This is a genomic window from Ruegeria discodermiae (assembly GCF_030758345.1).
Taxonomy (GTDB): domain Bacteria; phylum Pseudomonadota; class Alphaproteobacteria; order Rhodobacterales; family Rhodobacteraceae; genus Ruegeria_C.
Genome location: NZ_JAVAMO010000024.1, coordinates 42,433 through 49,039, shown reverse-complemented (window position 1 = coordinate 49,039; position 6,607 = coordinate 42,433). Strand labels below are relative to the sequence as shown.

Genomic DNA, 6,607 nt, shown 5'->3' with positions numbered 1-6,607 from the left:
GTCCAGCCCGACCTGGACGGTCACCCATGCGGTGTTGGAGATTTCGGCATTCGCATCCGAAACGCTGTACTCGAACCGGTCTATGCCCACGAAATTTGCGTCGTCGGGGGTATATGTAAACGCGCCTGTTCCGGGATCCTGCGACAGCGTTCCGAAGGCCGGTGCCTGGGTGATGACGATATCGCTGTCCGCAAGTGCCGGGCCGTCGGGATCCGTGTCATTGGCCAGCAGGTCGAGCTCGAACGGGCTGCCGTCAGCCAGCACCACCCAGTCGTCCTGTGCGATCGGGGCGGTGCGCGCGGTAAAACTCACGGATTCGTAGATGGCGGATGTGGACGGGGCGAAATCGGGATCCCCCATCCAGCTTGGCGTCCCGTGCCAGAGGCTCAGGAAGATCTGCGCATCAGCAGTTGGTACATCAAGGTCGACCGGGTCGGTCACCGAATGCAGCAGGACCCCGTTTGCATACCATGAGATCGAATCCGGACCCCACTCGATCGTGTAGTCATGCAGCCCGGCAGAAGAGTCAAAGCCCAGATCAACAAGGGTGCCGACGCTCTCGCCCTCAAAGTGATAGGTCAGCAAGACCTGGGTCGGGTCGCTGCTGAGGAATTCAAAATCGATCTCGGTCTGGGGGGAATAGAGGAAAAAGGTCGAGTTGGCACCGCTGCCGACCGCGGTTTGCATCGTGACGGTATAGCTGCCGAAGCTGTAATCCTCGATCGTGCGTATTTCACCGCCGGTGAAGGATTTCCCATCCAGTGGCTGATCATCCAGTGTGAGGGTGAGTTGACCGGCTGAAACCGTTACATTGGACGGGGACCAGGCCGTATCGATCCATCCCCCGGGCAACGCGTAATCTGATACCAACCAGACACCGGCCTCCAACGGACCGTCAAATTCTTCCAAAAATGTCGACATAACCCCAACCCACTACAAAACAAACGGCGCAGAGTCCCCCCAGGACGATTCCACACCTCTACTGATGGCTAAAATAGACAAACAATCTTAGCCCCCCAAACACTATCTTTACAGGTAAGACGACCCCGAGCGCAAATCAACTCTGTGCCATAAACTCACAGAGATTGTTTCCGCAGTTGCAACGGTGGTTCAAAGCGGCGCGATTCGTGTCCCGGGCGCGCGCCGATTGAATCTGCCCCGCTGTCGCCCCCGGGGCGGAAAATGGAATCAATGTGAAACAAATTCAGGCATTTGCCGCCCTTGCGGCAGGCCCGTTGCCCCTCAGTCCGGCCTCGAAGAAACCGGCTCTGCCTGGCCCTCTTGCGGGGTATGTGTCATCGGGGTGGCATCCCTGAAACCAACCGCGCTCAACAGCGCACGTATCTTGGTCTCATAGATCGGGCGGGCGTATTTTTGGTCATAGAGCACGCGGGCATTGCTGGCGCGCCGTCCGGCCTCCTCCGGGTTGTCCAATACCGCGCACATGCCCTCGGCGATCGAGTCCGGCGTCGGCTCGACCAGAAAACAATACTCATCGTCAAGAACCTGCGTATGCGACCAGATCCGTGTTGCAATCAGGGGTTTTCCGCTGGCCAGCTGTTCATAGACCTTCAGCGGCGTGTTGGTGCCGTCGATGCGGGGCGACAGCAGCGCATCCGCCTCTCTGTTGAGCCGCAGCGCGGTTGTTTTTGATACCCGGCCGGTGAACACGCATTGATCTGACAGCCCCGCCTCGGCGGCCACCGCCTTCATGGCGGCCACCTGTTCGGGCGTGCCGCCGGCCAGCACCAGCCGGGCATTCGGGTGTTGATTGGTGATCTGGGCAAACGCCTTGATGACCCGGTCAATGCCCTGATATTTTTCGAATGTTCCGGCATAGACCATCGTTGGGATATCTGCGGAAAACACGACGTCCTCAGCGTTCGAATCCACCGCCACGGGGGCGCTGGGGGACGCCGCCAGCCTGACATCGTCGAAGATCGAGTTCTCGATCAGGAAATGCTTGTCCTCGGCAACGCCCTGCTGCAGCGCATAATCCCGCAGATCGGGGCAGATCGTGATCACCGCATCGGCTGCCTTCAGGCAGCTGTCTTCGAGAAAGCGGAAAATCCCGATCAGTATCTTCGATTTCGTGAACCCGAAATTCTCCAGCTGCTGGGGCAGGCTGGAATGCATGTCATAGATCAGCCGGAATCGGAAAAATGGCTTCAGGGCCCGGCACCAGAACACCGATTCCTCATGGGCATGCACCAGCCCGTAGCGATGCCGGATGAGCATGCCGATGGTCCAGAACAGAACGAACACATCCAGAAACAGCTTCTTGATGGAGGGACCGACCGGCACCGGTTCGAGAAACCCGATACGTGGGATTCGCACGATGCGAACGCCCGGAATATCCACATCCTGTCCGGGGTGGTAGGTCAGCAGGTCGATCTGAACCCCGGCCTCGGCCATAACCAGCGTGCGGTAATAGACGCTGAACGGCGTGCCGCGGGGCGTGAAGAACGGGTGTGGCGCAACGACAAGCATATCCGCGCGCCGCCGGGTTTGCCCTGCATGCCGGTCATCCATCAGAGCTATCCCTCTTTGACATACCAATCCACTGTGTCCGCAAGCCCGTCTTTGCTGGTGCAAAGATGCCCGTACCCGGTATGTGCCTGCATTTTCGGCGCATCAAACGCGCGCCAATTACTTTGGTCAAGTAGTTGTATGTGTATAAAGTGCGATACTGAGGTGAAGCGCGTATTTCCAAGGCGCAAAGATGGCCGCACCCGGTATCGGGATGCCGTTTCTTGTAACGACCAAAACGCCTGGCCCCGTGCGCACTGACACCTGATGCGTTGCATGGGCCTGATGCAACCCGGACTGCGCAAGTCTTGCGAACAATTTCATGTGGCAGGCCGGATTAGTTCTGGGCTGTTCGATGTCGAACAGGCGTTTTCCCAAGTCTTCCCAAAAAAACTGAGGACCGGGACAGGGGACAGGCCCAAAAAGAGGCGAATACGCTTTGTTAAAGTATCTCTATATAAATCAAATTGTTACCCCTAAATCCGTAAAATATTCGAGCCCTCCGCACCTGCCGTGCACACGGCACCGTGCCGCAGCCATGACAGATTCAGGTTTTTTGTGATTGGCTGTCTAAGGATCACGCTCTTTTCGAGAATTGCTTTCACCTCCCCCCATTGCTAGGGTCAACCCGCGCCCGGAAGTAACTGCCCATATTGGTAGCGTGTTTAAGGCTTTGTATTGTTAGGTGTTCGAGCGGGAGTAAGGCATTGGCCGTCAGATATTCCATAATAGTTCCCATATTGAACGAGGAAGACAGCGTCGGTTTGCTCTATAGCAAGGTCGCCAACACAATGGATGGCGCCGGGCTGCCGTTCGAGCTGATCTTCGTCGATGACGGATCGACGGATACGAGCTTTCAGAAACTGTCAGAGCTTGCCGCTGCGGATCCACGGGTCGTTGTGCTGAAATTCCGAAAGAATTACGGGCAGACCGCCGCGATGACCGCCGGTATCGAATATGCGCGTGGCTCGGTCCTGGTGACCATGGATGGCGATCTGCAAAACGATCCCAGCGACATCCCGATGATGCTGGCGAAGATCGACGAAGGTTATGACATGGTGATAGGCTGGCGGATCAACCGTCAAGACAAATGGCTGTCGCGCAAATTGCCCTCGATGATCGCCAACCGGCTGATCGGCAAGGTCACGGGCCTGCCGGTGAAGGATAATGGATGTTCGCTCAAGGTGTACCGGGCGAATATCATAAAACGGGTGCCGCTTTATTCCGACATGCACCGGTTCATCCCCGCCATGACGCTTCCCGTCGGGGCCCGGATCGCCGAGGTTGGCGTGCGCCATCACGCCCGCCAGTTCGGAGAATCGAAATACGGGCTGTCGCGAATCTTCAAAGTTCTGCTGGACCTGATCGCGATCAAGACCCTGCTGCTTTTTGCCCGCCGGCCGATGCGCCGCTTTACCGGGCTTGCCGCCGCCGCCGCCATTATGGCGCTTCTGTCCGCTTGGCCGATCCTGTTCGGGACGGGGGCGACCGGATCGGGCAGTGTGATGGTGTATACGTCGGTTGCCATGCTCTGCGGCTCTCTGACGTTGTTTTTGTTTTTAATCGGCGTGGTGTGTGCCCTGATACATCGCCAGATCGGACCTGCCGAACTGTATTGGCTGGGGGGCATTCCGCGCGCCCTGCCGGAGAAGGATTGAGATGATTCACGACCAGAACCCGACCGCAACCGAAGCAACCGCACCCGGGCTGATCTCGGTCATCGTCAGCGCCGAAGGCGACGGCAAAGGCCTGGCCGATCTGCTGACCGCGTATCGCACCGTCCTGGACGCGCGGCCCGAACCATATGAAATGATCATCGTGTTCGAACATGCCTCCTCGGGCATCCGTGCCGTGCTGGAGCCGCTGGACGCGCAATGGCCGAACCTGAGGCTTTTTCCGCAGCGACCGTGGAATGGCGAGGATGCCGCGATCAAGCAGGGGATCGGTCTGGCGGTTGGTGACATCATCCTGACCCTGCCCTGCTGGCCCGAGATTGACCCCGGTTCCGTTGGCAGCCTGATCGAAGCGGTCGGCCCGGCCGACATGGCCGTGGGACGGCGGACCGAGCTCAACCGGAATGGCATGCAGAAGATCCGCGCCCGGGCCACGCATGGCCTGCTGAACACGCTGTTCCAGCAGAAATTCGAAGATGTCTTCTGCCGCGCCCGGGCCGGACGCCGGGATGTGTTTCTGCGGGTGGCCGAACTGGGTGTCCGGCAGCATTTCCTGCCGCTGATCGCCGCCTCGGAAGGCTACGACGTTCAGGAGGTGGACCTGCCCGTCGTGAAGGATGTCGACGTTCAGAATATCTACAAGTTCAAGCCGAATGCCCATGTAGGGGCCCTGGTCGATGTTCTGACGCTGTTTGTCGGCCTGAAATACCTCAGGCGGCCCCTGCGGTTCTTCGGCTCTGTCGGCGTGCCGCTCATTCTGATCGGGGCGCTGCTGACCGCCTATCTGGTGATCGAGCGGCTCTTTTTCGGCGCGCCTCTCGCAGACCGCCCGGCTCTGGTCTTTGCCGTGCTGATGCTGGTTCTGGGGATTCAGATCGTGGCCCTGGGTCTGGTGGGCGAGATCATCATCTTCTCGTCCAGCCGAAGGTTGCGCAGCTATGAAATCGAAGAGGTCCTGCGTGGCCGCCCCTCGACCGCGCCCGGATCAGAGCCTGAGGCGGTCCACGATGCAGAGGCCCCACCACAGGATGATCATCACAAGAGCCACATAAGAGGCGATGCTACGGACGCCTGACGGGTGAAGATGGAACTCGGCGACGCGGATCGTCGTTGGCGTTTCGAACCGTCCCCGGATCGAGGCCACCTCGCCCCGAAGCGATGCCGGTGCAAGCAGCCGGAACTCCTCTCCTGTCCAGACCTGCAGATGGGCGCCCTCAGGCCGGATGTCGAGGCGGCTGCGGTCGAATTCGATTGGCTTGCCTGCCCTGTGTTCCACATCATCCAGCGTTGCCGCAAAATGCAGATCCGCTGCCCGCGCGCCCTCTGTCATAAGCACCGGCAGACCGGCATATGCGAGCAACAGCAACGCCGCAGCCACCGCCCGCCAGCCGCGGGGCCATTGCAGGTCCTCGCCGGATCTGGGTTCCTTTATCCAGATCCACAGTCCGACCGCCGCCGACAGGGCATAAAGCGCATGGGTCGGCCAGTCTTCCGGCCAGAACAAGCCGACATTCACCAGATCCCACCGTAGCGGCGCCAGCAGAACAACCCCGTTTGCCCATTTCGTCTGCAAAGCATCCAGACCCAGATGCAGCAGCACGCCAAGCGCCAGAACGGCAAAAACGGATCGGGGCGCCCTGCTGAACAGGGCCAGACAGGCACAGAGGATCAAGGTGACCAGCAAGCTGCTCTGGGCGATCACATAAAGCCGCACCTCCACCGATGAGGCGCCGGTCACGCCGACAACGACCCGCTGAAGAATCCACGGCACATCCGGCAGCACACACCCGGCCAATATCCATTTCGCATCGGCTTTGGGCAGGCATGCCTTGGTTGCCAAATACTGGAACCCAATATGGCCAAGCGTTGCGGGCACGGCTCAGCCCAGGCGCTTTCTGACCTGCATGGCCGCTTGATATGGCACGAAGCCGGTCAGCCCCCTGTTGCGACAGGCGCTGTCCAAAACCATCCTCTTTTCCCAATACCACCCCTGAATCCCTGTTTCATATCAACGCCCCGGTCCGGAATCGACAACAAAACCCGCCAGTGCGAATAGTTGATTCGGGATGTCGCGGTGATATCGCTGCCGGTTCGGGCCGAAATTGACGGATCCGTCTGCCTGAGCACGCGGTCATTCCCTGCCCTGCTGGTACATTGTTCCGCGTCGCGCGCCATTGAGGCTGTCGAAAAGCGGCGTTGCCTGCTTCGAATTGACGAATGGCGAAGGCCCTGTTTCACTTGTCCATTATAGGCGGTCGCCTGCTTGTGTGATGGCACATACCGGGGGACGGCAGACGGAATTGGAGTTTGGCCGCAATTTGCAATCACACAGTTAGATGGTGCTTTGACGGGACATACCGTTCCCCGCAGCTTCAAGCAGGTCCGATATCGGCTTTTTGCCGGTC

At 59.2% G+C, this 6,607-nt stretch carries 5 protein-coding genes; 2 read left to right on the top strand and 3 right to left on the bottom strand.

What is annotated here, in order from left to right; all coding sequences use genetic code 11:
• A partial coding sequence (locus Q5Y75_RS26255; RefSeq protein WP_306203146.1) for a family 16 glycosylhydrolase occupies positions 1-921 on the bottom strand: 921 nt, incomplete at its 3' end.
• 321 nt (positions 922-1,242) lie between these two features.
• Complete coding sequence (locus Q5Y75_RS26250; RefSeq protein WP_306203144.1) at positions 1,243-2,532, bottom strand: glycosyltransferase family 4 protein; 1,290 nt, start codon at positions 2,530-2,532, stop codon at positions 1,243-1,245.
• A gap of 704 nt (positions 2,533-3,236) precedes the next feature.
• Here Q5Y75_RS26250 and Q5Y75_RS26245 point away from each other — a divergent pair.
• Positions 3,237-4,187, top strand: a complete 951-nt coding sequence (locus Q5Y75_RS26245) for a glycosyltransferase family 2 protein (RefSeq protein ID WP_306203142.1) — start codon at positions 3,237-3,239, stop codon at positions 4,185-4,187.
• A gap of 1 nt (position 4,188) precedes the next feature.
• A complete protein-coding gene (locus Q5Y75_RS26240) occupies positions 4,189-5,277 on the top strand; it encodes a glycosyltransferase family 2 protein (RefSeq protein WP_306203140.1) in 1,089 nt (362 codons plus the stop codon).
• Here Q5Y75_RS26240 and Q5Y75_RS26235 read toward each other — a convergent pair.
• On the bottom strand, positions 5,188-6,078 hold the full coding sequence (locus Q5Y75_RS26235; RefSeq protein WP_306203138.1) for a hypothetical protein: 891 nt from the start codon (positions 6,076-6,078) through the stop codon (positions 5,188-5,190). The two genes, Q5Y75_RS26240 and Q5Y75_RS26235, sit on opposite strands and share 90 nt — an antisense overlap.
• Positions 6,079-6,607: the final 529 nt, after the last annotated feature.

Excerpts from the sequence above, each read along its gene's own strand:
- Q5Y75_RS26250 (WP_306203144.1), bottom strand. The coding sequence starts at position 2,532 with ATGGATGACCGGCATGCAGGGCAAACCCGGCGGCGCGCGGATATGCTT.
- Q5Y75_RS26240 (WP_306203140.1), top strand. The coding sequence starts at position 4,189 with ATGATTCACGACCAGAACCCGACCGCAACCGAAGCAACCGCACCCGGG.